This is a genomic window from Phenylobacterium sp. J367, assembly GCF_024699985.1.
Taxonomy (GTDB): Bacteria; Pseudomonadota; Alphaproteobacteria; order Caulobacterales; family Caulobacteraceae; genus Phenylobacterium.
Genome location: NZ_JAJONA010000001.1, coordinates 457,859 through 484,746, shown reverse-complemented (window position 1 = coordinate 484,746; position 26,888 = coordinate 457,859). Strand labels below are relative to the sequence as shown.

The 26,888-nt window shown below is 71.0% G+C and carries 18 protein-coding genes, 2 pseudogenes and 1 riboswitch; of the genes and pseudogenes, 9 read left to right on the top strand and 11 right to left on the bottom strand.

The window, feature by feature from the left end:
• Positions 1–176: 176 nt before the first annotated feature.
• Positions 177–266: riboswitch (glycine riboswitch) on the bottom strand.
• An 866-nt stretch (positions 267–1,132) separates the two neighbouring features.
• Together LRS04_RS02740 and LRS04_RS02735 are read left to right on the top strand one after the other, a co-directional pair.
• Positions 1,133–1,888, top strand: a complete 756-nt coding sequence (locus LRS04_RS02740) for a hypothetical protein (protein WP_257815047.1) — start codon at positions 1,133–1,135, stop codon at positions 1,886–1,888.
• Between the two features lie 68 nt (positions 1,889–1,956).
• Positions 1,957–2,901 carry a TraB/GumN family protein gene (locus tag LRS04_RS02735; RefSeq protein ID WP_257815046.1) on the top strand — a complete coding sequence of 315 codons (945 nt, stop codon included), beginning with the start codon at positions 1,957–1,959 and terminating at the stop codon, positions 2,899–2,901.
• Positions 2,902–2,990: 89 nt separating this feature from the next.
• Here LRS04_RS02735 and LRS04_RS02730 read toward each other — a convergent pair whose 3' ends face one another.
• The 5 genes and pseudogenes from LRS04_RS02730 to LRS04_RS02715 form a co-directional block, all read right to left on the bottom strand.
• Positions 2,991–3,611, bottom strand: a complete 621-nt coding sequence (locus LRS04_RS02730) for a calcium-binding protein (protein WP_374577094.1) — start codon at positions 3,609–3,611, stop codon at positions 2,991–2,993.
• Positions 3,557–4,042: a hypothetical protein gene (locus tag LRS04_RS02725; RefSeq protein ID WP_257815044.1), complete on the bottom strand. Its 486-nt coding sequence runs from the start codon at positions 4,040–4,042 to the stop codon at positions 3,557–3,559. The genes LRS04_RS02730 and LRS04_RS02725 overlap by 55 nt, the downstream gene beginning before the upstream one ends.
• 254 nt (positions 4,043–4,296) lie before the next feature.
• On the bottom strand, positions 4,297–5,499 hold the full coding sequence (gene argS, locus LRS04_RS02720; protein WP_374577092.1) for an arginine--tRNA ligase: 1,203 nt from the start codon (positions 5,497–5,499) through the stop codon (positions 4,297–4,299).
• Between the two features lie 67 nt (positions 5,500–5,566).
• Positions 5,567–6,088 (bottom strand): annotated as a pseudogene (argS, locus tag LRS04_RS27555) (arginine--tRNA ligase); the annotation flags it as partial.
• Positions 6,085–6,573 carry a hypothetical protein gene (locus LRS04_RS02715; protein ID WP_257815043.1) on the bottom strand — a complete coding sequence of 163 codons (489 nt, stop codon included), beginning with the start codon at positions 6,571–6,573 and terminating at the stop codon, positions 6,085–6,087. The pseudogene argS (LRS04_RS27555) and the gene LRS04_RS02715, both read right to left, overlap by 4 nt.
• A gap of 331 nt (positions 6,574–6,904) precedes the next feature.
• Between LRS04_RS02715 and ispH the strand changes: the two are divergent.
• Together ispH and LRS04_RS02705 are read left to right on the top strand one after the other, a co-directional pair.
• Positions 6,905–7,859 (top strand): annotated as a pseudogene (gene ispH / locus LRS04_RS02710) (4-hydroxy-3-methylbut-2-enyl diphosphate reductase).
• 55 nt (positions 7,860–7,914) lie between these two features.
• On the top strand, positions 7,915–9,324 hold the full coding sequence (locus LRS04_RS02705; RefSeq protein WP_257815042.1) for a hypothetical protein: 1,410 nt from the start codon (positions 7,915–7,917) through the stop codon (positions 9,322–9,324).
• A gap of 215 nt (positions 9,325–9,539) precedes the next feature.
• Here LRS04_RS02705 and LRS04_RS02700 read toward each other — a convergent pair whose 3' ends face one another.
• Entirely contained in the window at positions 9,540–9,770 is a 231-nt protein-coding gene (locus tag LRS04_RS02700) for a hypothetical protein (protein ID WP_257815041.1), read from the bottom strand.
• A gap of 84 nt (positions 9,771–9,854) precedes the next feature.
• Between LRS04_RS02700 and thrB the strand changes: the two genes are divergently transcribed.
• From thrB to LRS04_RS02685, 3 genes are all read left to right on the top strand, one after another.
• Positions 9,855–10,820, top strand: coding sequence for a homoserine kinase (gene thrB, locus LRS04_RS02695; RefSeq protein WP_257818921.1), 966 nt, complete (start codon positions 9,855–9,857; stop codon positions 10,818–10,820).
• A gap of 61 nt (positions 10,821–10,881) precedes the next feature.
• Positions 10,882–11,337: a ribonuclease HI gene (gene rnhA / locus LRS04_RS02690; protein ID WP_257815040.1), complete on the top strand. Its 456-nt coding sequence runs from the start codon at positions 10,882–10,884 to the stop codon at positions 11,335–11,337.
• A gap of 114 nt (positions 11,338–11,451) precedes the next feature.
• Positions 11,452–12,984 carry a phospholipase D-like domain-containing protein gene (locus LRS04_RS02685; protein WP_257815039.1) on the top strand — a complete coding sequence of 511 codons (1,533 nt, stop codon included), beginning with the start codon at positions 11,452–11,454 and terminating at the stop codon, positions 12,982–12,984.
• Positions 12,985–13,024: 40 nt separating this feature from the next.
• Here LRS04_RS02685 and LRS04_RS02680 read toward each other — a convergent pair whose 3' ends face one another.
• The 3 genes from LRS04_RS02680 to LRS04_RS02670 are packed head-to-tail and all read right to left on the bottom strand — an operon-like array spanning position 13,025 to position 17,459.
• Positions 13,025–15,292, bottom strand: coding sequence for a DUF3237 family protein (locus LRS04_RS02680; protein ID WP_257815038.1), 2,268 nt, complete (start codon positions 15,290–15,292; stop codon positions 13,025–13,027).
• Between the two features lie 3 nt (positions 15,293–15,295).
• Positions 15,296–16,687 carry a TonB-dependent receptor gene (locus tag LRS04_RS02675; protein ID WP_257818919.1) on the bottom strand — a complete coding sequence of 464 codons (1,392 nt, stop codon included), beginning with the start codon at positions 16,685–16,687 and terminating at the stop codon, positions 15,296–15,298.
• Positions 16,596–17,459 carry a Plug domain-containing protein gene (locus tag LRS04_RS02670; protein WP_257815037.1) on the bottom strand — a complete coding sequence of 288 codons (864 nt, stop codon included), beginning with the start codon at positions 17,457–17,459 and terminating at the stop codon, positions 16,596–16,598. The genes LRS04_RS02675 and LRS04_RS02670 overlap by 92 nt, the downstream gene beginning before the upstream one ends.
• A gap of 876 nt (positions 17,460–18,335) precedes the next feature.
• Here LRS04_RS02670 and LRS04_RS02665 point away from each other — a divergent pair.
• Positions 18,336–18,773 (top strand): hypothetical protein, encoded by a 438-nt coding sequence (locus LRS04_RS02665; RefSeq protein ID WP_257815036.1) that lies wholly within the window; start codon positions 18,336–18,338, stop codon positions 18,771–18,773.
• A gap of 30 nt (positions 18,774–18,803) precedes the next feature.
• Here the strand turns inward: LRS04_RS02665 and LRS04_RS02660 are convergent, their stop codons facing one another.
• Complete coding sequence (locus LRS04_RS02660; RefSeq protein WP_257815035.1) at positions 18,804–20,099, bottom strand: OmpP1/FadL family transporter; 1,296 nt, start codon at positions 20,097–20,099, stop codon at positions 18,804–18,806.
• Between the two features lie 61 nt (positions 20,100–20,160).
• Positions 20,161–23,670 carry a response regulator gene (locus LRS04_RS02655; RefSeq protein WP_257815034.1) on the bottom strand — a complete coding sequence of 1,170 codons (3,510 nt, stop codon included), beginning with the start codon at positions 23,668–23,670 and terminating at the stop codon, positions 20,161–20,163.
• Between the two features lie 375 nt (positions 23,671–24,045).
• Between LRS04_RS02655 and LRS04_RS02650 the strand changes: the two genes are divergently transcribed.
• A complete protein-coding gene (locus tag LRS04_RS02650; RefSeq protein WP_257815033.1) occupies positions 24,046–26,880 on the top strand; it encodes a TonB-dependent siderophore receptor in 2,835 nt (944 codons plus the stop codon).
• The last annotated feature ends 8 nt before the right edge of the window (positions 26,881–26,888 follow it).

Sequence of the window (26,888 nt, the reverse complement as noted above, 5' to 3'; positions counted from 1 at the left end):
CTCCGGCTGACGCGCTTGCGGGCCGCCGGGCGCAAGCCTGGCATTCCACGCGCCCCCGCTGTCCTTGCGGCCTGAGAGATTTCGAGACCGGTCCCCGATGGTCCGGGGCGTCCCTTGCTCCTTCGGCGTCCTCCGAAGCTCCGTCAGGAGCGAAGGCGGATCTTTCCAGCGTGCCTTGGCCCGTCGCGGTCCTTTTGCCTGAGCGTTTCCGGGGCGGTTGCGCCTTCGGCTCCGGGAGAATCCCCGGTCTCTCCCGCGAGAGTTGGCCGACCGTGTAGCCGAGGAGCGGGGGGAGTCAACGCGGGAGTGTGGTGGAGGTTGGGGGAGGTTGGATTTGGTCCACGAACCACACGAACCCCACGAACGGGCGCCTTCACCGCCGCTCCTCCCGGCGAAGGCCGGGACCCAGGCGGAGGTCGGGCTGCAACCACGGATTTCGCGGAGGGCGCGGATCGGCGGGCGTGGGTGCGGTCCGGGTTTGGAACCACAGAAATACACAGAAGGACACAGAAGGGAGGCGCCCATGCCCGACGAGCGAGTTCGACTTGCGCAAGATCGGGAACCTCGCGCACGCTGAAGCTAGAAGAACCGGGAGGCTACGTTGGGCTTAGAGATCGCACTTGCCCTCTTGGGCATCATCGTATCGGTGATCTTGGGGCTATTCGCTAAAAAGGTCATTGATAGGCGCCAGCGTCAGACGGCTGGCCGACCTTCCAGGCACCTCTCACAATTTGGGTGTCGTAGCGTTCCTGTTTTGTTCTTGACATTTGCGCGCGTTTCCGGGAGAGTTCGGGCAGCGTTGAGTGGTGTGTCCGGCGGGCTTTGGCCCGCCGCTTTTGTTTTCCCTCCCCTTCATGGGGCGGGTGGACGGCGCGTCAGCGCCGCCGGGTGGGAAGTGTAGGCTGGGGCTCGGAGTGACGGGGAAGGGTGATCCTTCCGACGGGCTCTGAGCCTGGGCGTGACTTCCCCCACCCTGGCCGCTTCGCGGCCTGTCCCTCCCCATTAAGGGGAGGGAGGGGCGCGGAGCTCGGCCCCTTTCCCTCACCTCAAGCCTCTCCCTCTCCGCTGCGCGGGGGAGAGGCGGCGCCGGAGCGGGCTTCGCCTGCGATCCTTTCATTTCCGGAGTTTTCCGATGGACGACGACAACGCGCCGGGGCTCCCGGCCGGCAAGCAGAAGCATGTCCGGTGGTCGGAGGGGCTGGGGGAGGCGATCTGCCGGCGGCTGAGGGACGGCGAGCTGCTGCGGCACATCTGCCAGGAGCGGGACATGCCGTCGGACGTGACAGTGGCGAACTGGGCGCGCGAGCGGCCGGACTTCGCCCGCGCGCTGGCGGCGGCCAGGCGGATGGGGTGGCGGCCGGATGGGGCGCATCGCGGGCCGGCGTTCAGCTTCTGCCCGGAGATCGCCGACGAGGTGTTCGAGCGGCTGTGCGAGGGGGAGAGCCTGACCCGGATCGCCGCCGACCCGACCCTGCCGTCGCTGTCGACCTTCTACTACTGGCGCCGGAAGATCCCGGAATTCGAGGCGGCGGTGAACGCCGCCCGGCGCATCCAGGCCGACCGGTTCTGCGACCTGGGCTGGGCGCTGTGCGAGGGGGCGACGCCGGAGACCGCCTACCTGACCGACGTGAAGCTGAAGCAGCTCCGCTGGATGGCCGGGACCATGGCGCCCAAGACCTACCGCACGAAGCTGGTCGAGCCGGCCGAGACGGACGAGCCGATGCGGATCATCTGGCGCCACTTCATGGTCGAGGAGGACCCGGAGACCGGCGAGCGGCGGCTGGCGGTCTATGTGCCCGACCCGGAGACCGGAGGGATCATGCGCGAGGACGATCCGGACTATCGGCCGCCGCGCGGGCTGCACATGCCGGGCGGGGTGAGTTGGTAGGGAGCCTGCGGTCAAGCTTTCGCCGTGATGCGGCGGGTGAATGCGGCGTGGGCGGAGGAGATCGGCGGATGAAATGGTTGATCGGGCTGGCGGCGGCGTGGGCCGTGGCGGGGGCGGCTGGCGCGCAGCCGCTGGCCGACCCGGAGGCGAACCTCGTCGAGGAGCTCGTGGTCCAGGCGATCGAGCCCGGGCCGGCCTGGTGGCGGGTCGTGGACGGGGACACGACCGTCTACGTCCTGGGCGTCGCCGAGGACGACGTGCCGAAGGACATCGCCTGGGACCGGCGCGCGCTCGAGCGGCGGATGAAGGGCGCCAACGTCCTGATCGCCGGCAACCGGGTGGCGCTGCAGGGGGGCTTGCGGGACATCCCGGCGCTGCTTCGGGCCCGCAATTCGCTGAAGTCGAAGACGCCGCTGGAAGCGACCCTGCCCGAGCCGCTGCGCGTGCGCTTCGTGGCGGCCCGCGAGAAGGCCGGCAAGCCGGCCAGCCGCTATGCCGGGTGGCAGCCGCTGATCGCCGGCGAGATGCTGGTGGCCGACGTGCGCGGCGCGAAACAGGCGGTCTCGGTGACCGGTACGGCGGAGAAGCTCGCCAAGGCGGGGAAGGTGAAGGTGGTGACGCCCGCCACCTACCAGGCCCTGCCGTTCGTCCGCGAGGCGCTGGGCGGGCTGACGCCGGCGGTGCATCGCCAGTGCCTGGAGGGCGCGCTCGCTGACGCCGAGGCGCCGCCCGCCCGCCGGCGTGGCGCGCTGCAGGGCTGGGCGCGCGGGGACACGGCGGCCGCGGTCAGCGAGCCCCGGAGCTTCGACAAGTGCGTGCTGCTGCTGGGCGGCGGGCCGGCGCTCTGGACCCGGGCGGTGGGCGACCAGGCGAAGGCGATCGAGGCGGCGCTGGGCGCGCCGGGCCATGCCGTGGCGGTGGTGAGCCTCAGGCCCTGGCTGGCGGAAGGCGGCGTGGCGGCGCAGCTAAAGGCGCGGGGCGTGCGGGTGCTGGGGCCGGGGGAGGCGGAGTGAGGGCCCGAGCCCTCTCCTCAATCCTCTCCCTCTCGGCTGCGCCGGGGGAGAGGAGGCGAAGGGGCGGGCTTTCGCCCGCGCTTCTCCGTTCAGCCCACGATCCACCAGGTCTTGCCGGCGAGGCTCGACATCTGGACGCCCTCCAGCGTGACGGAGTTGGAGAAGTCGTAGGTGATGACGGTGTTCGCGCCGACCTGGCTCATGGTCAGGTTGGACGGCGAACCGCCTTCCCAGCGGATGAGGTCGCCCTCCATCAGGCTGAAGTCAGTGATGCGGTCGTCGCCGGAGCCGTTGAACAGGTTGAAGGTGTCCGCGCCGAAGCCGCCCGTCATGGTGTCGTTGTCGCGATCGCCGGAGAGCCAGTCGTCGCCAAAGCCGCCGTTCAGCTTGTCCGACTGCTGGCCGCCGCGGACCCAGTCGGAGCCTGAATCGCCGTTGAGGGTGTCGCGGCCGAGGTTGCCGTAGACGATGTCCCAGCCGTCGCCACCTTGTTGCAGATCGTCGCCCTGGCCGCCGACCACCCAGTCGTCGCCAAATCCGCCGGCGACGGTGTCGTTGCCCTGGTTGCCGTGCACGTCGTCAAACCCGAGTCCGCCCGAGAGGCTGTCGTCGCCTTCGCCGCCGCGCAGATAGTTCGAGCCGTCGGCGTCGGAGATCACGTCGTCGCCGGCGCCGCCGAATACGCTGTCCTGACCGTCGCCGCCTTCCAGTGTGTCGGCGCCCGAGCCGCCGTCGATGGAGTCATTGCCCCCGACCCGCGGATGCGGTCATTGCCGTTCCAGCCCCAGAAGATGTCGTCCGAGAAGGAGCCGTTCATGGTGTCGGCCCCGCTGAAGATCGTCTGGACCGCGGTCGCGTCATCGTCGTTGGCGATCCAGGTCAGGAACTGGCTGACGGAGACGGAGGATCCAGTGACCTCGAAGGTCGTCACGCCGTTGTAAGTCTGCTTCCAGCCGGTGATCGTGCCGCTGCTGAGCTGGTTGTTGGTGTAGAAGAACGATCCCGTGAAGCTGTCTAGCCAGGCGCCGGTCTGCAGCACGAGCTGGGTGGAGGTGGCCACGGTCACGACGCCGTCCACGAGGGCGCCGATCTCGGGGGCGTTGGAATCCACGCCGTAGATGCCGGCATTTAGGGTCGCCATGGGGATTTTCCTCCGCACACGGCGACGCCGCCGCACTGTTGACGTCCCGCGGGCAAGCGCGGGTTGCGGCCATCCAAGACAGGCGGGGCGGTACAGTCAAGTTACACGTCCGTAAGCGGACGATGTGTCGGAAAGCCGACGATCCCTCCCCTGAAGGGGAGGGATGAGGGCGTGCGGCGCCTGGCCCTCTCCTCAATCCTCTCCCTCTCCGCTTCGCGGGGGAGAGGAGGCGAAGGGCGGGCTCGCGCCCGCGCTTACATTCTTTCCGGGACTTCGATGCCGAGGAGGTCGAGGGCCTGGTCGAGCTGGCGGAGCGTGGCCTGGGCGAGGGTGAGGCGGCTGGCGCGGACCGGGGGCTCGGCGATCAGGATCGGGCAGGCGGCGTAGAACTTCGAGAAGCTCTGGGCCAGGCGGTAGGCGTGCTCGGCCACCGCGTTGGGCGCGTAGCGGTCGTAGGCCTCGGCGAGCGCGGTGTCGAAGGCGTCGAGGGTGAGCACGAGGTCGCGCTCGGCGGGCTCGGCGACGGTGACGGGCCCGGGGGCGTGGCCCTCGGCCTCGGCCTTCCTGAGCAGGCTCTTCACCCGGACCGCCTGGTAGAGGAGGTAGGGGCCTGTCTTGCCCTCGAAGCTGGTGAAGCGGTCGAGGTCGAAGACGTAGGAGGTGCCGCGGAAGTTCTGCAGGTCGGCGAACTTGAGCGCGGCCACGGCCACGCGGGCGGCGATCTCCTCGAACTCGTCGGCCGGCAGGTCCTCGCCGAGGCCGGCCTCGTGGAGGCGCTCGCGGGCCTTCTCGCGGGCCATCTCGATGAGGTCGTTGAGCTTCAGGACGCCGCCCTCGCGGGTCTTGAAGGGCTTGCCGTCGGCGCCGTTCATGGTGCCGAAGCCGATGTGGACCAGCTGGCCTTCCTGGGCGTAGCCGGCCTTGTAGGCGGCGCGGAAGACGATCTCGAAGTGGTCGGCCTGACGCTGGTCCACGCAGTAGATGACGAGGTCGGGGCCGAAGCTGTCGCGCCGGTCGAGGATGGTGGCGAGGTCGGTCGTGCCGTACATCGCCGAGCCCTCGGAGGAGACCACGAGGAGCGGGGAAGCTCGCGCTTGTCGCCGTCCCTGGCCACGCGGACGATGCGGGCGCCCCTGGTCGTCCTCCAGTAGGCCCTTGGCGGCGAGGTCCTCGACCATGGCCGGGATCAGGGGATCGACGTCGCTCTCGCCCTTCCAGAGGTCGAAGTCGACGCCCAGCGCATGGAAGTCTCGCTCGAGCGCCACCTGGGTGACGCGGGCGAAGCGCTTCCAGAGCAGATAGGCCCCGGCGCCTTGGCCTGCAGCTCGGCGGTGAGCTTGCGGGCGCGGTCGCGGTACTCGGGCTCGGCCTTGCCGCGGGCGGCGGCCAGCGGATAGAGCCGGTCGAGGTCGGAAAGCTCGATGATCTCGAAGGGCCTGGGCTCCAGCGCCTGCCAGTCGGACGGGAGATCCGTCGCCGCGTTGAGGCGCGCGACCTCGGCGGCGATGGCCGGATGCTCGTCGCAGACCGCGCCGATCAGCAGCCCCATCTGGTAGCCCCAGTCGCCGAAGTGGGCGTCGCCGACCACGATGTCGCCGCGGAAGCGGTAGAGGCGCTTGAGGCTCTCGCCGATGATCGAGGAGCGCAGGTGGCCCACGTGCATCGGCTTGGCGACGTTGGGGCCGCCGTAGTCGACGAGCACGCGCCGGGGCTCGGGGACCAGGTCGGCGCCGGCCCGCGGATCGGCGGCGACGGCGTTGGCGCGCTCGGAGAGGGCGGCGTCGGCGACCTTCAGGTTGATGAAGCCCGGGCCGGCGATCTCCACGGCGGCCAGCCGCGGGTCGGCCTTCAGCACCTCGGCGACGGCGGTCGCGATCTCGCGGGGGTTCTTCCCCGCGCGCTTGGCGGCGGCGAGCGCGCCGTTCGACTGGAAGTCGGCGAGGTCGGGGCGGTCGGAGGGGTCACCCGGCCCAGCTCCGCGGGCAGGTCAAGGCTCGCGAAGGCGGCGCCGACCGCTTCGCTGAACGCCGTCTTGAGGTCGCTCATTGCGGGGTCGTCTGGGTCCCGGCCTGGGCCTGCTGGGCGCCGGCGTTCAGGCGGAAGCGCTTGCCGTCACGGTTGAAGGCGGCCATCTCCGGCGTCACCTCGAAGCCGATCAGGATCTCGAAGTTCGAGCCCGAGGTGGTGAGCGCGGCGCGCGGGATGACGATGTCGTGCAGCTTCTCGGTGACGAACACCCGGTCCTTGCCGGACGGGAAGGTGACGGGCAGGTCGAAGGTCTGCTTGGCGATCACCGAGCGGTTGCGGTCGGTGACGGCGACCCAGTAGCGGTAGGTCTTCTTGTCGCCCTGGGCCTGCGGGCCGCGGCCGAGCTCGAAGAGCACGTCCATGGCCACCTGGATCGGCTGCTCGTCCTTGTACTGGCAGCCGGCGGAGATCGACTGGATCTCGCCCGAGAAGCCGACGTTCGCGCTGGCCTCGCGGCCGTCCTTGAACTCCACGTAGCGGGCGGCGTCGTAGAGGGTCTTCACGAACGGGCAGGGGCCGGCGTTGCGCAGAGCGGGAAGCGCGGCCTGGTTGTTGCCCCACTCCTCGTCGCGCTTGCGCTTCTTGGCCGCGTCGTCGCGCTGCTGCTGCTCGGGGTCGCCGCGCTGGCGGCCTGCGCCTCGGCGGCGGGCGGGACGGCGGTGACGGCCGCGGCGAGGGCGGCGGCGACGAGGAACAGGCGGCGCATGGGAGGTCTGGCGTCCAGAGTCAGAGAGGCAGGCGCGACGGGCCGCGCGGGGCCTAAGTACAGCCTTGAGATTGCGGCGGCAACGCGGCTGGCGGGACGGGCCCTAAGCCACTAGGTTCCGGCGCGAGATGAACGCCGTCCCCACCAAGCCCACCCTGACCGTGCTGCTCGCCGCGCCGCGGGGCTTCTGCGCCGGCGTCGACCGGGCGATCCAGATCGTCGAGCGGGCGATCGAGAAGTACGGCGCGCCCGTCTATGTGCGCCACGAGATCGTCCACAACCGCCATGTGGTGGACCGCCTGCGCGACCTGGGCGCGGTTTTCGTGGAGGAGCTGGAGGAGTGCCCGGTGGACCGGCCGGTGGTGTTCTCGGCCCACGGGGTGCCGAAGGCGGTGCCGGCGGAGGCCAGGAGCCGGAAGATGCTCTACCTCGACGCCACCTGCCCGCTGGTCTCGAAGGTGCATGTGGAAGCCCAGCGGCACCATGACGCGGGGCGCGAGATCGTGCTGATCGGCCACGCCGGCCACCCGGAGGTGGTGGGCACCATGGGCCAGCTCCCCGCGGGCGCGGTGCGGCTGATCGAGACGGTCGAGGACGCCAGGGCGTTCACGCCGGCCGACCCGGCCAACGTCGCCTTCGTCACCCAGACGACGCTGTCGGTGGACGACACCGCCGAGATCGTGGCGGCGCTGCGCCAGCGGTTCCCGGAGATCGCCGCGCCGCACAAGGAAGATATCTGCTACGCGACGACGAACCGCCAGGAGGCGGTGAAGGCGATCGCCGACAAGTCCGACGTGCTGCTGGTGCTGGGCAGCCGCAATTCCTCGAATTCGGTCAGGCTGGCGGAGGTCGGCCGCCGGGCGGGGATCGAGGCGCACCTGATCGACGACGCCTCGGGCCTCGACCTCGGCTGGCTGGCCGGGGCGCGGACGGTGGGGGGTGACGGCGGGGGCGAGCGCGCCGGAGGTGCTGGTCCAGGGGCTGATCGACCGGCTGGCGGAGGCCTTCGACGTCACCGTCCAGGAGGTGGAGGCGGCCCGCGAGACGGTGACCTTCAAGCTGCCCCGGGCGCTGGCCACCTAGGCGCCGGCGGGCCGACGCCGCCCAAGGTTGTGCAGGGCTCAACTCAAAGCTTAGAGTGGACCCTTCCACGGGCGCGGGCGGGGGCTTGCTGATGGGGATGCTGGGTGTCGCCGGCGCAGTGGTGGCCGGGGTCGCGGTCGGACTGGCCGCCACCACGGCCTGGGCCGGGGGCGCGGTCCCCGACGACCCGGCGGCGTTCGGCCGGACCCGCAGCCTGGGTGACGTGATCGCCGCCAGCGACGCCGCCGACCGGCCGGTGCACATCCTCTACGTCCACGGGATGCGGGCCGAGGGGCCGGACTTCTCGAAGGCGTTCCGCCAGGCGATCTGCGAGCACGTGGCCGGCGCCTGCATCACCGCGCCCCGCGAGCCGCCGCCATTCCGCGTGGACCTCGGCCCGCGGCCGGACCTGCGCGTCGCCGGACGGCCCGTGTGGGACTCCGACGCGGCCTGGACGGCCAGCGCGCCCTTCGTCGACCGCTACGTCTTCGAGCGTACCGGCCGGCCGCCGATCGTGGTGGACGAGGTCAACTGGTGGCCGCTGCTCTTCCCGCTGAAATGCCGGTTCATCGTCGCGCCCGAGGGCCGGCTCTCGGGGCCGGACAGGCGGCGGCTCGAGCTCTGCGTCGAGCGCGGCGACCCGGCGCATCCCTGGCTGACCCCGGCCGAGATGGCGGAGTCGCTGAAGGGGCCCCGGCTCCGCGGCGGCGGGGCCTATCTCAACCGGCTGGGCAAGCGGGAGATCATGAACTTCGGCCTCGCCGACGCGACGATCACGCTGGGCCCCCTGCGCGACTACCTGCGCGAGGCCATGGACCAGGCCTTCGGCTACGCCGCCCGGTTCGACGGCGGGGCGACGGGCCAGGAATTCGTGGTGATCTCGGAATCGCTCGGCAGCTTCATGGTGCTGGACGCGGCGCGCGGGGGCGGCGCCGCCAAGGCGGTGATCGACCAGACGGCCAACTACTACTTCTTCGCCAACCAGTTCCGCCTGCTGGAGCTGGCGCGGGTGGAGGATCCGTCGTCGCTGAAGGCCGGGGAAGCCGCCGACGCCTCGCCGCTGGGCGTGCTGATGGCGCCGGTGGCGGACAAGGCCGGCCTGGCGGTCCCGCCGACCCGGCAGGTGATCGCCTTCAGCGACCCGAGCGACCTCTTGACCTTCGACATGCCCAGGCTGATCCGGCCGGACGGCAGCGAGGCGGCTGTGGTGGTCAATGTCCACACCCGCAACGCCACGAGCTGGCTGGGCCTCTTCGCCGATCCGCTGAAGGCCCACACGGGGGGCCAGCGCGAACAAGCGCGTGCTGAGGATGATGTTCGAGGGGGCGGCGCGTTAGGTGCTCAGCCAGACCGGCTCCATGGCCGGACTATTTCGCGAGCGCCTGGAATGTCTTGTCGTAGCGTCGAAGGAACGCGCGGCCGCGTTCCCGCCGGGCTTCGAACGACATGTCCAACGGAGCCATGACGAGTTCGCCCCGGTCCGAGAGCTCGAGCGCAATCTCCTGGCCGTCCGCCACGCCGAGAACCTGTTCGGCTTCCGGGCTCAGTTGGATGGCCAGCCCTTCCTCGGTGCGGGTAATCTTCAGGATGATCATGTTCGGCTCCGCCGACAGCGTAGCACGAAGTGGTCCGAAGTCCGCCTCGATCCCGTTAGCCCGTCCTGCGCCGGGATGAGCGCAGCTACTGCGGCTCCAGCCGCTGGAGGCTTCGGGTGTAGCGCTTCAGGAAGGCCCGGCCGCGGGCGTGGTGGTCCTCGACCCAGGTCTCCTGGGTGGTGGCGAGGATCACCCCGTCGCGGGAGGGTTCCAGGCGAAGCGTGCCGCCGACCTCGGTCCCGAGGACCTGGAGGGCTTCCTCCGTGAGCACGATGGCGACCTGCTCGCCGATCTTCTCGACCTTCAGCGCGATCATGGGCTCCTCCGTGGAGAGGCCCACAACCTAGCACGATAAGCCCGCTTGACCGACTCCGCGCCGTCCCGCACGGACGGGGGCATCATGGCGGTCTATACGGACATCACCGACGAGGAGCTGGCGAGGCTCCTGGCCGACTTCGACCTCGGCGAGCCGCTCAGCCTGAAGGGCGTGGCCGAGGGGGTGGAGAACTCCAACTTCCTGCTGGAGACCGAGCAGGGCCGCTTCTTCCTGACCATCTACGAGAAGCGGGTGAAGGCGGACGAGCTGCCGTTCTTCCTGGAGCTGCTGCGCTGGATCGCCGGGCGCGGCTACCCGAGCGCCACTCCGATCGCCGACCGCAACGGCGAGCTCCTGAAGACCGTGCGCGGCAAGCCCTGCGCCATCGTCTCCTTCCTGTCGGGCATGTCGGTCCGCCGGCCGGGCGTCGCCCACTGCCGGGAGGCGGGCCGGGGTCTGGCCGAGCTGCACCGGGCGGTCGAGGGCTTCCCGATGCGCCGGGCGAACGACCTCGGCCAGGCCGCCTGGGCGCCGATGTTCGCGAACCTGCACGGCCAGGCCGAGGCCTTGAAGCCCGGCCTCGCCCAGGTGATCGAGGCCGATCTCGCGAGCCTCGCCGCCCGCTGGCCCAAGGGCCTGCCGGAGGGCGTGATCCACGCCGACTTCTTCCCGGATAACGTGTTCTTCAAGGGCGGCCAGTTCGCGGGCGCCATCGACTTCTACTTCGCCTGCAACGACGCCTTCGCCTACGACATCGCGGTCGCCCTGAACGCCTGGTGCTTCGAGCCGGACGGCTCGTTCAACATCACCGCCGCCCGCGCCATGGTGGCGGGCTACGAGGCGGTCCGGCCCCTGGGCGACGCCGAGCGGGCCGCCCTGCCGGTGCTGGCCCACGGGGCGGCGCTGCGCTTCTTCCTGACCCGGCTGCACGACTGGTACGCGACGCCGGCCGGGGCGCTGGTGAAGCCGAAGGACCCGCTGGAGTATGAGCGCAAGCTCGCCGTCCACCGCTCGTCGCCGGACCTCGTGCTGTTTGGAGCCGCCGCGTGATCCTGCTTCGCCAAGGCTACGCAGGACCGGTCCTGCGAAGCTCCGTCAGGAGCGTAGAAGGATGACGCCGCATGTGATGATCCACACCGACGGCGCCTGTTCGGGCAATCCGGGGCCGGGCGGCTGGGGCGCGATCCTGCAGTGGAGCGGGAAGGAGAAGGAGCTGAAGGGCGGGGAGCCGGCAACCACCAACAACCGCATGGAGCTGATGGCGGCGATCCAGGCGCTGGAGGCGCTGACCAAGCCCTGCCGCGTGGAGCTGCACACCGACAGCCAGTACGTCCAGAAGGGCATCCACGAGTGGATCCACGGCTGGAAGCGCCGCGGCTGGAAGACCGCCGACGGCAAGCCGGTGAAGAACGACGACCTCTGGAAGCGCCTCGACGCCGCCCGGGCCCGTCACGAGGTGAAGTGGCACTGGGTGAAGGGCCACGCCGGGCACGAGCTGAATGAGCGGGCCGATGCGCTGGCGCGGGCGGGGCTGAAGGAGGCGTTGGAGGCCAGGAAGGCGGGTTAGAGGGACGTCAGGGGTGAGCTGCGCGAGGCGCGCAGATCTCCGCCCCCCTTCCCGAAGGCGCCGGAACCGGCGGCTGCGCCGTGCATTCGAGCCCTGCTTTCATGGGGCCTTGGCATGTATCTGGACGCGGGAACCACCTGCTGGCGCATCGAGACGGCTGACCGCGCGGCGGTGATCCTGGACATGGCCGACTACTTCACGGCCGCCAAGGCGGCGATGCTCAAGGCGCGCCGGTCTATCCACCTGCTGAACTGGGCCTTCGATCCGGACACTCTGTTCGAGCCCCAGCCCCATCCCGAGCCGAAGGGCGGGGGCCGCGACGACGACACCCGGATCGGACCGTTCCTGAAGCGGCTTTCGGAGGAGAAGCCGGACCTCGACATCCGCATCCTGTGCTGGAAGGCGTCGCTGCCGATCTCGGCGACCCAGAACTTCTTCACCCTGAAGGATCGCCACTGCTTCGCCGGGAGCAGCGTGAACATGAAGCTGGACGGCCGCCTGCCGTTCGGCGCGAGCCATCACCAGAAGATGATCGTGATCGACGACCGCGTCGCCTTCTGCGGCGGCGGCGACATCGCGCCGGACCGGTGGGACACCGCCTGCCACGAGGACCATGACCCGCGGCGCTTCCGCAAGAAGGGCAAGTGCTATCCGTCGCGCCACGAACTGATGAGCGCGGTCGAGGGGCCGCCGGCCGCCGCGCTGGGCGAGCTGTTCCGCGATCGCTGGGTCAGGGCCACGGGCGAAGCGCTGGCGCCGGTCGAATCGCCGCCCAAGGCCTCGCCCTGGCCGGCGTGCCTCAAGGCCGAGTTCCAGGGCGTGCGGACCGGGCTCTCGCGGACCCAGTCGGCGTTCCAGGACGCGCCCGAGCTTAGGGAGAACGAGGCGCTGTTCCTGGCGCTGATCGCGGGCGCCAAGCGGCTGATCTATATCGAGAACCAGTACATGACCTCGCCGATCATGGCCGAGGCGCTGGCCGCACGGCTGGAGGAGCCGGACGGGCCCGAGGTGGTGCTGGTCTCGACGCTGCACTGCCCGAGCTGGTTCGACCAGATGACCATGGACCGCACGCGCAGCGCGTTCATGAAGCGGCTGGAGCTGGCCAACAAGCATCGGCGGCTGCACGCCTTCTGTCCGGTGACGGCGGAAGGCAACATCATCATCGTGCACGCCAAGCTGGCGATCATCGACGACGACCTGGTGCGGATCGGGTCGACCAACCTCAACAACCGGTCCTCGGGCTTCGACACGGAGTGCGACCTCTCGATCGAGGCGGCGCCGCCGCAGGCGGCGGCGACGCGGCTGGCGATCCGGGGGCTTCGGAGCCGCGTGGTCGCGCACTGGCTGGGCGTGAAGGAGACGGCGGTGGAGGCCGCGGTGGAGAAGACCGGCGGGCTGGGCCCGGCGATCGCCCTGCTCCAGGCCGGCGGCCGGCCGCGCCTGCAGCCCCTGGAATCGCAGGACCTGGGTCCGCTGGCGACCTTCGTCGCCGCCCATCACATCGGCGACCCGATCGGGCGCGCCGACGCCTGGCGGCCGTGGCTGCGCAGGCGCGCCATGGCGCGGAAGCTTGCGGAGCAGAAGCGGGCGCTCGCCGACGCGGGGTTGAAGCGGCCGAACACCGGGCGGATCAGGCGGGTGGTCTAAGGTCGCGTTCAGAAGGGCGCGGCGCCCGATCCGTCCGGCGCTATTCCACGCGGTAGAAGCGGATGCGCACGGCGCGGGTCTGGCCGACCCGGGTCTCCTCAAGGTAGCCGACGAAGGCCGCCTGGCCGAGCCAGGCGTAGGGGCCGAGCGGCGGCTCGAACACCGGCTGGGTGCGGATCGGCCCCAGCCGCCCGTCGGGCCCCGGGCAGGCGGTCCCGGTGTTGACGACGTTGATGATCGCGCCGTCGTCGGTCCGCAGCATGTAGTCGGCGCGCAACTCGAGGCAGCCGTCCGCGCGCCACAGTTGCCAGTCCCAGCCGCCGGGGACGACGGTTCCGCTCAGGCCGGGACCGGAGAACGTCCCGCCGGTGATCGGGATGATGTTGCGCCGGCCCCGGGCGGTCAGGCCGACCGGGATCTCCGCGCCGAGGGTGACGATCTCCTCGAAGGCGAAGCGCAGGCCGGGCGGCTCGGCGGCCGGGGCGGAGACCGCGCCGAGGCCGGCCAGGGCCGCGGCGGCTCCGGCCCATCGAAAAGGCTTCCAGGGCGGCATGGCTTGGTCTCCGTGGCGACGGCGCGGCGGGTCAGCCGACGCCGATGGGCTGGGTGGCGGTGAGGAACCAGGTGAGCAGAGATCCCGCTGAGCACCGCCCCCGGGCCGACCGTCCCCAGGCCGCGCCGGCTGGCGACGGCGAGCGCCGCGAACAGCAGCATGAGGGGGGACGAACAGGATCGCCATGATCACCCGCAGGCCCTCCGCCGGAGAGGCGAGGGCGCCGGTGGCCCAGAGCGCCCCGTACTGCACGGCCAGGAACAGGGCGAACGGTCCCGCCAGCACGGCCGAGGCCCTGGCGAAGGCTCCGGCTGCGCGCCCGCGCGCCAGGGGCGTGAGTCCGTCCAGCGTTCGCAGGGTGACCAGCATGAACAGCAGGAAGGCGGGCAGGTAGAGCACGAAGTCCCGCGCCCGATCGGGCGACAGCGGGCGCCAGATGAGGATCCAGAGCTGCGGGCTGACATGCCAGAGCCGGTCGCCGAGCGCGATCGGCAGATAGAGGCCCGCGGCGACGGCGGCGGCGAGGGCGAGGGTCCGCAGCGGCCGGCCCAGCCGCAGCGGGCCGGGCTGCCGCGTCAACCGGGCGAGCGCCAGGGCGAGCAGGCTGTTGGCGAGCGCCCAGACGGCGAGCTGGTTGGTGAAGGTCTGGCGGAACAGTCCGTTCTGGCCCAGGCGCTCGGCGAGCGCCATCAGCGGCAGGTAGGAGAGCACCGGAACGGCCGCCGCCAGGACCAGCCCGAGGCGCCGGGCGCGGGGGGAGATCCCGTCCCCGGCGAAGGCTTCCGGAGCCGGGCCGGGGGCGAACGGCGCGCGCCGGCCGAGCGCGACCAGGAGCCCGACGAGGAGCAGCGCGACGCCGATCCAGGCGACCGCCCCGGCCGCCTCCTTCCACGGCCAGATCTGGTCGCGCGGCGCCAGGGTCCGCCCGCCGTCCAGCGTGCGGCCGAACCAGTCCAGCGCGTGGCCGATGGCGGCCCTGGACTGGTGGGCCCAGGGATGGGTGATGGCGGGCGTCTCGAGGATGCGGGCCGAGCCGGCCGCGATGTCGCCGTAGAGCCGTCCGGCGACGACGGGGTCCTTGGTGCCGAACAGCGCCCTCGCCTTCTCCGTGGCGCCGGTCGCGGTCGGCGCCTCGGGGCCCCACATGAAGCCGCCGAACTCGTCGTGGGTGGCGAAGACGACCATCAGGTTGCGCGGGAAGCGCGGGTCGCCCGGCGGGGCGAACGGCGGCCCGACGCTCGAGCCTTCGAGGACCATGGCGCGGTAGCCGTCGGGCCGGGCCCTGGCGGCGGCCTGCACCGCCCAGCCGCCCATGCTGTGGCCCTCCAGGCCGATGTTCGTCCGGTCGACGAAGGGCAGGCTCCGGAGGTAGGCCAGGGCGTCGGGACCGCCGAAGCCGTCCGCGAAGGTCGCCGGCGTGCTGCCGCCATGTCCGCGCTGGTCCGGCGCCAGCACGACATACCCCCGCCGGGCGAACTCGATCGCGAAGTTGGACTGCATCTCGGCCGAGTTGAGATAGCCGTGGACCGCCAGGACGCCCGGCGCGGGCCGCTCAGGGCTCGCGCCGGGCGGCCGGAACAGCAGCGCCCGCATCTCCGCGCCGGAGGCCCCGCGGAAGCGCACCGCCTCGACCGTGACGCCGCCGGACGACTGCACCTGGCCGGCCGCGAAGAGGCCGCCGATCATCAGGACGGCGCCGGCCAGGACCGCCGCCCACAGCCGCCCGGGCGGGACCAGGAGCCGGGGTCGCGGCATCCCTCAGAACTTCGCGCTGATATCGACGCCGTATCGGCGCGGATACGGCACGGTGGTGAAGAAGGTCAGCGTGCCCTGGTCGGTCCCGGCCCCGGTCGGGACGTCGTTGTCCGTCAGGTTCTTGCCCCACAGCCCGACCTCGAACCGGTCGCCCGGGGAGCGGTAGGCGATGCGGGCGTTGACCTCGGTGAAGGCGTCGGCCTGCTGCAGCGACTCCGGGAATTTGTCGGCGTTGAAGGCGCTGAAGTACTGTTCGGACTTGTAGACCATGTCGGCGTGGAGCCGCAGGCTGCCGCCGCCGCTGAGCGGAGCGGTGTAGTCGGCCGACAGGTTGAAGCTGACCTTCGGCGACTCCAGGAGCTCGTTGCCCGACAGGTCCAGGCCCGACAGTTCCAGCTCGGTGTATTTCGTGTCGAGCAGGCCCAGGCCGGCGTTCAGGTTCAGCCTCGATGTGGGACGCGCCGTGACCTCGATCTCGAGCCCGTTGAGCCGCGAGCTGCCGGCGTTGACGAGCTGGGTCTCGGTGAGCGAGATCGAATTGATGAACTGCTGATCCGTGAACCGATAGTGGAAGGCGGCGACGTTGAGCAGCAGCCGGCGATCGAACAGCTCCGACTTCAGACCGGCTTCCCAGGCGTCGAGAAACTCCGGCCGGACGATGTTGAGGTCCCCGGGGAAGGCGACGGCGCCGCCGTTGAAGCCGCTGCTCCGATAGCCCCGGGCGTACTGGGCATAGCCCATCAGGTCGGCGTTGAAGGCGTAGCGCACGCCGAGCCGCCCGCTGGGCTCGGTCTCGTCGTAGCGGAGATCCGTCGACGGGATGCCGAGGCCGGGGATGTTGATGATCGACTGGAAGTCGTCCAGCCGGCCCTTCTCCTTGGTGAGCCGAAGGCCGCCGTAGAGCGTCAGGTCGGCGGTCGCGGCGTAGGTCCCGTCGACATAGGCGGCATAGCTGTCGCGCACCTGGCGGAAGGTCTGGTCGGCCGTGAAGCCGCCGCCGAACTGCAGGATGCGGAAGATGCTGTCGAGCTCGTCGCGGAAGTAATAGAGGCCGGCGATGAAGTTGACCGGGCCCTCGAGATCGGTGGCGATCCGCAGGTCCTGGCCGTACTCGCGGACGTCGGCGATAAAGTCGAGGTGAAGCAGCGGCGCGCCCGTGCCGTCGCCGTCCACCTCGTTGAGGAAGTAGCCGTCGAGATAGGACGTGATCGACGTCAGGGTGAGCGCGCCGAAGTCCTGGTTGATCGTCAGGTAGCCGCCGTCGCCACGGACCCGGATCCGGCCCTGCCGGTCGTAGACCCCCTCACGGCTCGAAAGCCGCTCGCCGGTGGCGGGATCGATGCGCGGATCGGCGCCGAACGCGTTGGTCCCGCCGGGGCCGAAGCCGTAGGTGATCGGGCCGATGGCGTCCGGCGAACTGCGGGTGTGGAAGAGCCGGAAGGTGGCGTCGAAGCCGCTGTCGTTGGCGTAACGCAGCGATCCCCTGAGGGCGACCTTGTCGATGCTCGACTTGTCGCGGCCGCCCGGGAAGCGGTTCTCCACGAAGCCGTCGCTGGACGCCAGGTTCGCCGCGAGGCGCACCGCCAGCCGGCCCGGGACGAGCTCGCCGTTCACCGCCCCGTCGAGCCGATAGTAGGCGTTGTCGCCGAGTTCCGCGGCGGCGTAGCCCTCCGTCCCGAACACCGGCGCCTTGGTGATGTAGCTGACCGCGCCGCCGACCGTCTCCCTTGCCGAACAGGGTGCCCTGGGGGCCGCGCAGGATCTCGACCCGTTCCATGTCGAAGAGCTGGGCCCCGCCGAGGAACGACGAACGGACGAAGACCTCGTCGTAGAAGATGCCGGTGGGCGACGAGGCGTTGAGCTGGAACTGGGACTGCGACACGCCCCGGATGGCGAACTTCGGCTGGTCCTCGTTGCCGAGCACCGAGACGTTCAGGTTCGGCGTCTGGCGGGCGATCTCGGTTCCGCTGTCCATCTGCAGGCCGCCCAGGTCGCCGCCCTCGAGCGCCGTGATGGCGATCGGCACGTCCTGCAGGCTCTGGGCGCGCTTCTGGGCGGTGACGATGATCTCCTCCAGCGCCGCGGCCTCCTGCGCCACGGCCGGCGACGCGGCGAGCGCGGCCACGATGGCCATCGGTGACGCACACAGCAGCGCTTTCCTGATCACGGCTTTTTCCCCCTGTCCGCGGGCGCGCGTCCCGGCGCCCTTCCGGGGCGGTTATGCGGAGCCTTCCACCGCGAAAAAAGGAATCGCATTCGCGGCGGCCGGTGGGATCATCGCGCGCGAGAGGCGATGCATCGCCCGAAGGGGAGGCCCGGTGAACCAGGCTCTGCCGTCCTGGCGCGACGAGACGGTCGAGCAGCGGTCCTGGCTGCTGTTCGACGAGATTTTGGGCGGCGGCGGCCGCGCCACGCCGCTGCGGGGAATCCAGGTCGCGGACCGGATCGAGCGCTACGTCTGGGACTGCGGGCTCCCGCCCGGGCGACGCCCTGGGGAGCGAGCGGGACCTCGTCGAGCGGTTCATGACCAGCCGACGACTGATCCGCCAGGCCAGCCGAACCTTGCTCGCGCGAGGGATGATCGCGGTCCAGCGTGGAAAGGCCGGCGGGCCGGTCGTGGCGGCGGTCGAACGCGGCCAGGCCGTGAGCGCCCTGCTGGGGGTCAGCGCCAGTCCGCAAAGCCGCGGTCAGGGGGCCGAAGCCCTCGCTCTGGTGGGGCCCCATCTGGATGGGGAATCAGGACCGGCGGCGTCGCTCGTCCGCGAGACCCTCGCCGGCCTGGCGGCCGGGCGCGGCGGCGACTCCGCGTCCGCGGGCCACTCCACACTGGCCGCCGCGACCGCGGCCCGCATCGAAGCCGACCTTCCGCGCTGGCTGTCGACCGCGCAGGGGCCGCGCTCCGGCGCGCTGGAAGCCATGTGCGACAGCTACGAGGTCAGCCTGCCGGTGGTCGTGCAGGCGCTCAGGCTGCTGGAGGACGCGGGCGTCCTGCGGCTCAGGCGCGGCCGGTCCGGGGGGGATCCAGGCCAATCCCGACCCGTCGGTGCGGGCCATCCGCGTCGTCCATGCCCATCTCGCCAGCGCCGGGGCCTCACTCGGCGAGTGCGACCGGCTCGTCCGCCTGATCAACGTCGCGCTGATCGAGCGCGCCAGCCGCACCGGGATCGCCTCGCCGGAGCTGGACGAGGCGCTCGCGAAACTCCAGACCGCGAACGAGGCCACGACGGTCGGGATGCGGTGGTACGGCCTGCAGAGGGTGGTGTCGAACCTGGGGGCGAACCCGCCGCTCCACCTGCTGGTGCGCTGCCTGGCGGGCTTTGTCGTCCGGGTGCGGACGCGGCGGCCGGATCTCGACGATCACCAGGCCCGCGTCCTGATCGGGGCCAGCGAGCACATCGTCGGCAACATCCGGCGCGGGCGGAACGACGGCAACCTGAGCGCCCATGTGCGTTGCCAGGAGGCGCTGAAGGCCAGCTGGTGAGCCGTCCTCGCGGGAGGTCGCCGCCGCCGGTCAGAACCGCTTGCGAAGCGCGCTGCCGAGGGTGAATTCCTCGCGGCGGAGCGTGCCGCGGATGGTCGCGCCGGTCGCGGCCGGGGTGCCGCCGTAGAACACCAGGTCGCGGTGGAGCCGGGTGTCCTCGAAGCGCGCCAGCGAGGCGGCGAGGTCCAGGGACAGGCCGGGGGTCAGGTCGACGGTGGCGCCCGCCGCCCAGGTCGTGCGGTCGGAGTCCGGCACGCCGGGCTCGCGCATCGCCGCCGGGGTCGGGGTGGGGTCGTACTGCACGCCGCCGCGCAGGGTCCAGGTCGGGCTCGCCCGCCACTCGGCGCCGGCCGCGACGCTGGTGGTGTCGCGGTAGCCCTGCACGATGGCCGCGCCCTGGCCCGCGAAGGCCAGTTCGATGGTGTCGTACTTGCTCCATCCCGTCCGCGCCACCTGGGCGTAGAGCGCCAGGGCGTCGGTCGCCGCCCAGCGGCCGGCGACGGTGAGGCTCCAAGGGGTGGCGAAGGCGACATCGGCCGGCGCATCGAAATTCGCCCCGGCCAGCGGGCCGGTCAGGCCTCCGAGCCGCAGCCGCCCGTCGAGGTTCCGGTCGATCGCCGAGCGATAGCTGGCGCCCAGCTCGAACCTGTCCCAGCGGGCCTGGGCGCCGGCGGCCCAGCCGAAGTCCCAGCCCTTGGCGGTGAGCTGCTGCAGGCCGTCCGCCGAGGCCGGAGTGATGTTCGGCGAGGCGGCGTCGAGGAGCGCGCGCGTCTCCTGTCCGTCGACGGACACGCCGACGTCGAGCCAGGGCGTCACCGAGGCCGCGAGGGCCCCGCGGACCTCGGTCATCTCGATCCGGTTGCGGGTCAGGTCATAGCGGCTGAAGGCGTCGGCGGGATACTCCAGCCGCAGGTGGAACGGCTTGGTCACCGACACGCCCGCGGCGAAGCGGTCGCCGAGCGGCAGCGTGAACGCCAGGCTGGGCGCCGTGAAATCCTCCGCAGGATCGTGCAGTTCGGCCTGCCCGCCGGCGGGGAGGGTCGCCTGGCCCGGACGGGTCAAGGTCGAGCCGTCGTCCGAGAGATCGAGCGACGTGCGACGCCAGGAAGCGCCGACTACGCCCTCCGCGCCGGTCCCGGCGATGGCGGCCGGGTTCCAGGCCAGGGCGTCGGCCCCGCGCAGGACCGCGGCCCCGGCGTTGGCCATACCGTTGGCCCTGACGCCCAGCTCCGGCGCCTGGAAGCCGCCCGCCTGAGCCGCGCCCGCGGCGCCCATCATCGCGAGGAGGGCCGATCCGCCGACGGCGGCCTTCGTGCTCAGGCGCATACGCAGACTCCAGAAGCGAGACATGATCGGCGAGGCTAGCCGCCAAACCGTGTCGTCGGCGTTAACGCAAAAAGATCAGCCTCCTGACGATCCGGTGAGAAGATCGTAAGCTTTCCCATGCTCTCCTCACGGCCTGAACCGGGGGCGCTTTCACAGTGACAGTCTTGCTTTTCGGCGGCGCGATCGCCGCGGTGACGGTGATCATCGGGATCGTCGTGCTGCGCCGGCCGCCGTCCGCCGCCGACGCCTCCGGGGAGACGGAGACCGGCGACGGCGCGGCCGGATCGGATCCGGACGCGCGGGGCTGACGGACGTCAGCCTGGAGACGCCTCGCCGAGGGCGTCCTCCCTATCGGGTCGGCTCGCCGCCGGCCGCCTCGGGGTCGGCGTCGGTCGCGGCGCGGGCCAGCCCGGCCAGGACGTCCCTGAGGTCCTCCGGCTTGTAGGGCTTGACCAGCAGGCGGGCCCCAAGCGCGACGGCGTCCGCCTGGGCGGCGTCGTCGCCCGTGGCGAACACCACCTGGAGATCCGGCCGCCGCGTTCGGGCCTCGCGCGCCAGGGTCAACCCCGGAGACCCGGGGCAAGCCGACGTCGGCGAGCAGCACGTCTACGGGACAGGCCGCCAGCGCCTGGAGGGCCGACTCCGCGTCGTGCGCCTCGACGACCACATGGCCGGCGTCGGTGAGCGTCTCGGCGGTGGTCGAGCGGATCAGGTCGTCGTCCTCCACCAGCAGGATGGTGAGGCGGCCGGCGGCCGGCGCCGGCGGCGGCCGGGACCGGGCGGCGGCCTGGGCGAGCTGTTCGGCGGCGATCCGATGCTGGGCCTCGTTGCCGAGGACGTGGCGCACCTTCCGGGCCAGTTGCTCGCGCGTGTAGGGCTTGCCGAGCAGTTCGACGCCGGGGTCCAGGCGGCCGCCGTGGACGATCGCGTTCTCCGTGTAGCCCGAGGTGAACAGGACGGCCATGTGCGGCAGCCGCTCCTTCGCCTTGCGGGCCAGCTCCGGACTGCGGAGCGGCCCCGGCATCACCACGTCGGTGAACAGCAGGTCGATGGGCATGCCGCTTTCGATCACGCTGAGCGCGCTGCTGGCGTCGCGGGCCTTCAGCACCCGGTAGCCCAGCTCCGAGAGCAGGCCGACCGCCGTCTCGCGGACGCTGTCGTCGTCCTCCACCACCAGGACCGTCTCGGTGCCGCCGCGCACCGGCAGCCGGCTGGTGTCGGTGAGCACGTCCTCGCTCTGCATCACCCTGGGCAGGTAGAGCTTGACCGTCGTGCCCTCGCCGACCTCGCTGTAGATCTTGATGTGACCGCCGGACTGCTTGACGAAGCCGTAGACCATCGACAGGCCGAGCCCGGTCCCCTTGCCCTCGGGCTTGGTGGAGAAGAACGGCTCGAACACCCGCTCCAGCACGTTCTGGGGAATGCCGCCGCCAGTGTCGGTGACGCCGACCATGACGTACTGGCCGGGCGTCACATCCTCGTGCTGCCGGGCGTAGTCGTCGTCGAGCGACGCATTGCCGGCCTCGATGGTGAGCTTGCCATGACCGTCCATGGCGTCGCGGGCGTTGATCGCCAGGTTGAGGATCGCGTTCTCGATCTGGCCGGGGTCGACGAGGGTGTTCCAGAGGCCGCCCGCGACCACGGTCTCGATCTCGATCTCCTCGCCGAGCGCGCGCCGCAGCATGTCGTCCATGCCCTTGATGAACCGGCCGACGTTGACGACTTTCGGCTCCAGCGCCTGGCGTCGGCCGAAGGCGAGGAGCTGGGACGCGAGCTTGGCCCCGCGGGCCACGCCGGCCATGGCGTTCTGGACCCGGGTCTCGGCCCGGTCGTTGCCGGCGACGTCCTTGGACAGGAGCTGCAGGTTGCCGCTGATGACCTGCAGCAGGTTGTTGAAATCGTGGGCGACGCCGCCGGTGAGCTTGCCCAGGGCCTCGATCTTCTGCGCCTGGCGCAGGGCGTTCTCCGCCGCCTCGCGCTCGGCCGTCTCGCGCCGCAGCCGCTCCAGGGCGTCCGCGAGGGCCTCGGTGCGCTCCTCGACCCGATGCTCCAGCGTCTCGTTGAGCTGCTGGAGCTGGTCCTCGGCCCGCTTCTGGTGGGTGACGTCGAAGCCGTTGACGAAGATCCCCGAGGCCGTGCCGTCCGCCTCCAGGATCGGCTGGTAGATCAGGTTGACGAACCGCTGCTCCGGCCCGGTGTCGGCCCGCGGGCGGAGCTCCACCGGCATGTGGCGGCCGACGAACGGCTCACCCGACGAAAGCACCTTGTCCAGCAGCTCGAAGTAGCCCTGGCCGGCGACGTCCGGCAGCGCGTCGCGCACCGCCCGGCCGAGGATGTCGCGGCGCCCGACCAGTTGCAGGTAGCTGTCGTTGGCCAGCTCGAAGACATGCTCGGGACCGCGCAGCACGGCCATGAAGCTGGGCGCCTCCTCGAAGAGCTGGCGCAGGCGGTCGCGCTCGGCGGTGCGCTGCTCGACCTCGGTCGCGAGGCGCCGGTTGGCGACCCTGAGGGCCTCGGCGGCCTGCTGGCGCATCTGGACGGCGTCGGCCAGGGCGGCGGCCCGCTCGCGCTCGGCCTCGTAGGCCCAGGCGCTGGAGAGGCTGGAGGCGATCTGGCCCGCCAGCAGCTTCAGGAACGGCACATAGCCGTCGTCCTGCGGCCGGTAGGGATTGAGGCCGACGATCAGGGCGCCCAGGGGGCGCTCGCCGCCCTGGCCGACCAGGGGCACGATGGCGGCCCGGTCCGGCGGTCGGTTCCAGGCCCCGCTCGGCAGCGTCTCGTCGGTGCAGAGGTCGAAGACGTGCTCGACCTCGCCGTTCCAGATCGCGTCCAGGTTCCATGCCCCGCCAGGTCCTTCCAGGGACAGCGGAGCGCAGCCGTGGCCGGGGACGATGCCGGTCGCGCAGGCGAGCTGCGCGCGTCCGTCCTCGTCGAACAGATAGGTGAGGCTGAACGGCAGGTCATGCAGGTTGGCCTCCAGCTTCCGCTGGACGGCGTCGAACACCGCCGCCTGGCTGTCGGCGCTGGCCAGGCCGGACGCCAGCTCGCGCAGCGACGCCAGCCGCCGTTCGCTGATCACCCGGTCGGTCTCCTCGGAGACCGCGCAGAAGACGCCCTCGACCTTGCCGGTGTCGCCGATCAATGGGCTGTAGGAGAAGGTGTGGTAGGTCTCCTCTGGATAGCCGTTGCGCTCGAGGAACAGCAGCAGCGCGCGGTCCCACGTCGCCTCGCCTTTCTCGTAGACGGTCTCCAGGCGGCCCTTGATGTCGTCCCAGATCTCGGCCCAGAGCTCGCGGGTCGGCGTCGCCAGCGACCGCGGATGCTTGATCCCGAGCGTCGGGCGATAGGCGTCGTTGTAGAAGAAGTTGATGTCCGGGCCCCAGCCCAGCCACATCTCGAAGCGCGACGTCAGCAGCAGGCGCAGGGCGACCTTCAGGGCGTTCGGCCAGGCTTCCGGCGGGCCGAGCGACGTCGAGGCCCAGTCGTGGGCCCGCATCAGCCGCGCCATCTCGCCATCACCGACGAAGATGTCGCCGTGGGGCTCAGAAGATTCCGATGTTACGCGCGGCACTCTGACCTCTCGGGCTAGAACTGCGCGGTTTAGTCGCGGGCAGCCGGGCTTTCCAGCCGAAAAGAACAAGCTTTGCCATAGTAAGCCGGACGCGATCAGGCGTGAGATGCTGATCAGGTATGTCCGCAGACCTGTATAGTGGCGTTACCGGACTGTCGGCGGCGCGGCCGCGCCGTCGGATCGCCGTGCGAGGTCCGTGCCGGATTCCGCATACCTGATCGCCGCCCACCGGTGCGGATTTCCCCGCACGATGCGGGATTTCGCATCCCGGAGTTCGTGGATCGTTAGTATGCGAAGTTTCCGTTGGCGGAGGGCCGCGACTATGTACTGATCGGTCCAAATCGGCGGGAATCCGCCAGCCGGGGGGCTCCAGAAATGTTCCGTATAAGCGTCTTCGCGTCCGTCCTGATGGCGGGCGTCTCACTGGCCTCGCTGGCCTACGCCCAGACCGGCGCGCCGGCCGACGCTACGGAGACCGAGCTCGACGAGGTGATGGTCACCGGCTCGCGCATCGTGCGCGACGGCTACGAGGCGCCGACGCCGACCACGGTGGTGGGGGCCGAGGAGATCCAGGCCCGCTCGCCGGCGAACATCGCCGACTACGTGAACCAGCTTCCGCAGTTCGGCAACGCCACCTCGCCCCGGACGACGCTGCAGAGCTCGTCCACCATCGGCGGCGGGGCGAACCTCCTGAACATGCGGGGCCTGGGCACGGCCCGGACGCTCGTGCTGCTGGACGGCCGGCGCGTGGTCTCGGCGGGCCTGAACTCGGCCGTCGACATCAACCTGCTGCCGACCAACCTCGTGAAGCGGGTCGACGTGGTGACCGGCGGCGCGTCCGCGGCCTACGGCTCCGACGCGGTGGCCGGGGTGACCAACTTCATCCTGGATCCCGAGTTCACCGGCTGGAAGGGCTCGATCAGCGCCGGCGTCACCGACCGCAAGGACGGCGAAAACTGGAACGGCGACCTGGCCTACGGCCGGGCGTTCGCCGGCGGCCGGGGCCACATCCTGCTGAGCGTCCAGGGGCTGCAGCAGTACGGCATCGACGACATCCGCAGCCGCGACTGGTACCGGCCCGGCTACAACTTCATCGCCAACCCGGCCTACACCACGACCAACGGCCAGCCGGCGCGGATCCTGCGCACGGACGTGGGCTTCACCAACGCGACCCTGGGCGGCCTGATCACGTCGGGCCCGCAGCGCGGCCTGGTGTTCCTGGAAGGCAATGCCCGCGGCCGCTTCGTGTGGGGCGACATCCTGGCCGGCACCAGCCAGGCCGGCGGCACGCTCGAGGACCCGGCCTACATCTGGGGCCTGCTGCCGGACCTGAAGAACTGGAGCACCTTCGGGCGCACCACCTACGAGTTCACGGATTCGATCCGCGGCTACGCCGAGTTCGGCGGCGGCGGCTCGGACAGCGACAACTGGTCGGCGCCGACGACGCGCTTCGCCAACATCACCATCCGCAACGACAACGTCTTCCTGCCGGCCGACCTCAGGACCAGCGCCTTCGCGCCGGGGGCGACGACCTTCACCATGGGCCGGCTGAACTACGACCTGCACGAGCCCGGCGACCACCACCAGACCGAGATCGGCTACCATCGCCGGCAGAAGCGCTACCTGGTCGGCGCCGAGGGCGACTTCCTCGAGACCGGCAAGTGGAACGCCTACTACCAGCGTGGCGACAGCGACGTCTGGTACACCTACTCGAACATGCTGATCCCGGCCTATTACGACCTGGCCGTGGACGCGATCGCCAACCCGGCGGTGGGCGGCGTGGCGGGCGTGGCCGCGGGCGCGCCGATCTGCCGCTCGACCCTGACCAACCCGACCAACGGCTGCGTGCCGGTGAACATCTTCGGCATCAATGCGCCGAGCCAGGAATCCATCGCCTACCTGACCGGCGTGACCAAGGGCTTCGCGCCGGCCCGCCAGGACATCGACATCAAGCAGGAGGTCTGGGCGATCGACGGCCAGATCGAGCCGTTCTCCACCTGGGCCGGGCCGGTGTCGGTGGCCGCGGGCTTCGAGTACCGCAAGGAAGGCTACACCGCCGTGGTCGACGAGGCGTCGAAGCAGCGGCTGTGGTTCGGCGGCGGGTTCACGCCTTCGGCCGGCGACTTCACCGTGAAGGAGTTCTTCGGCGAGACGATCGTGCCGCTGCTGGCCGACGTCCCGTTCATCCAGCGCCTGGAGTTCAACGGCGCGGCGCGGCGGACCGACTATTCCACGAGCGGCAAGGTGACCACCTGGAAGGCGGGCCTCGCCTGGGAGGTCTATGACGACCTGCGGTTCCGCGGCACGCTCTCGCGGGACATCCGGGCGCCGAACCTGCTGGAGCTGTTCAACGGCGGGGTGGCGACGGTCGGCCAGACGCGGGACCCGACCCAGGCCGGCAGCCCGAACGTCTCGACCCGCCAGATCACCGGCGGCAACCCGAACCTGACGCCCGAGATCGCCAAGACGCGGACCTTCGGCGCGGTGTTCCGGCCGAGCTTCGTGCCGGGCCTCAGCGCCTCGGTGGACTACTACAAGATCTCGGTGAAGGACGCGATCACGACGGTCAGCACCCAGCAGATCGTCGACCAGTGCTTCGGCGTCGGCGTGCCGGTGAACGCGGCGGCCTGCGCCTCGATCGTGCGGGCCAACCCGAACAACCTGATCGACGCGACGATCTACACGGGCGGGATCAACGCCCAGAAGCAGGTCGTGGAAGGCGTCGACTACGAGCTCTCCTACCGGGCGCCGATCGAGACGCTGGGCGTGCCGCTGCCGGGCCAGATCGACCTGCGCGCGCTGGGCTCCCAGCGGCTGACCAGCGAGACGATCCTGGCGGGCGCGCTGACCGACATCCTGGGCACGCCGGCCGACGGGCCGGAATGGCGCTGGCTGTTCAGCGCCAGCTACCTGCAGGGCCCCAGCCGGACGACGGCGACGGTGCGCTACTTCGGCTCGGGCGTGATCAACAACTGGCCCATGGGCCACCCGCAGAGCGTCAACGTGAACCGCTTTGGCGAGGTCGCCTATCTGGAGCTGGCCCAGAACTACGACGTGTACATCGACGACCGGAAGGTGACCTTCTTCGGCGTGGTGGAGAACGTCTTCGACCGCGATCCGCCGAGGGTGCCGGGCCAGACCTATGGCGCGAGCTCGCTGCACGACCTGCTCGGGCGGTCCTACCGGGTCGGCGCGCGGTTCGCGTTCTAGGCAGGCAA